Annotated in this window: 2 protein-coding genes; both read left to right on the top strand. The window is 65.2% G+C overall.

Going from position 1 to position 983, the window contains the following annotated elements; all coding sequences use genetic code 11:
* Positions 1 to 59 precede the first annotated feature (59 nt).
* A complete protein-coding gene (locus tag KIH27_RS22120; RefSeq protein ID WP_214095089.1) occupies positions 60 to 374 on the top strand; it encodes a transposase in 315 nt (104 codons plus the stop codon).
* Positions 371 to 983, top strand: a 613-nt coding sequence (locus KIH27_RS22115; RefSeq protein WP_307856977.1) for an IS3 family transposase, incomplete at its 3' end; no start/stop codon positions are given. The genes KIH27_RS22120 and KIH27_RS22115, both read left to right, overlap by 4 nt.

The raw sequence follows: 983 nt of genomic DNA, 5'->3' as shown, positions 1-983 counted from the left end.
CTGGGGTGTCATGGTTGGTGTAGACAGCAGAACCCGATCTTGGAAGGAACCTGCTGAACATGACCACCACCTCACCGCGGAGGGACCGTCGGTCCTTCACCGATGAGTTCAAAGCCGACGCTGTCGCGATGGTGCTCGAACTGGGCCGCTCCCGTGCTGACGTAGCCCGTGACCTCGACATCAACGAATCCACTCTGGGCCGGTGGGTCGCCAAGAAACTCGGCACCGAAGGCACCGGTTCGGGCTCGCATCGCAGGGCCCCAGACCCTGACAGCGACGACGTCTTCGAGATGCGCAAGGAGATCGCGCGACTGCGAGACGAGAACGCGTTCTTAAAAAAAGCCGCGGCCTTCTTCGCGAAGGAACAGCCGTGACCTGCAAATACGAGCTGATCCACACTGAAGAAGGCAACTACCCGGTCACCGTGATGTGCGATCTGCTCGGCATCGAACGCACCGGCTACTACGCCTGGCAGGCCAGCCGGAGCACCCCACCGCCGGCCGAGAGCCGGGCCGCTCGGCGAGAGTTGCTCGCCGAGCGGATTGAGGCCTTGTGGAAGGCATCTCGCCGCGCCCACGGTGCTCGCCGCCTGCAAGTCGACCTGCGCGAAGAAGGGCACCAGGTGTCGCTGTGGCTGATCGGCACAATCATGGGCGAGCTGGGCATCGCCGGGATTCAGCCCCACGGGTTCAAACGCACCACGATCCCCTCCGATGATGCCGACACCCGCGTTGATCTGCTGCGGCGCCGGTTCCAGCCACCGGTGCCCACCACGCACCTCGTCGGCGACATCACGTATTTGAAGACCGAGCAGGGCTGGCTGTACCTGGCCACGGTCATCGACCTGACCACCCGCATGGTCGTGGGCTGGCAGACCGCCGACCACATGCGCACGTCCCTGATCGTCGACGCGCTGGCCGATGCCCACCGCCGCGGCTACGTCGCCGGCGGGGCGGTGTTCCACTCCGACCGCGGAGCCCAAT

The sequence above is a fragment of the Mycolicibacter acidiphilus genome (genome assembly GCF_018455725.1).
GTDB classification, from domain to species: Bacteria; Actinomycetota; Actinomycetes; order Mycobacteriales; family Mycobacteriaceae; genus Mycobacterium; species Mycobacterium acidiphilum.
This window is presented reverse-complemented; position numbering and strand designations above follow the sequence as displayed.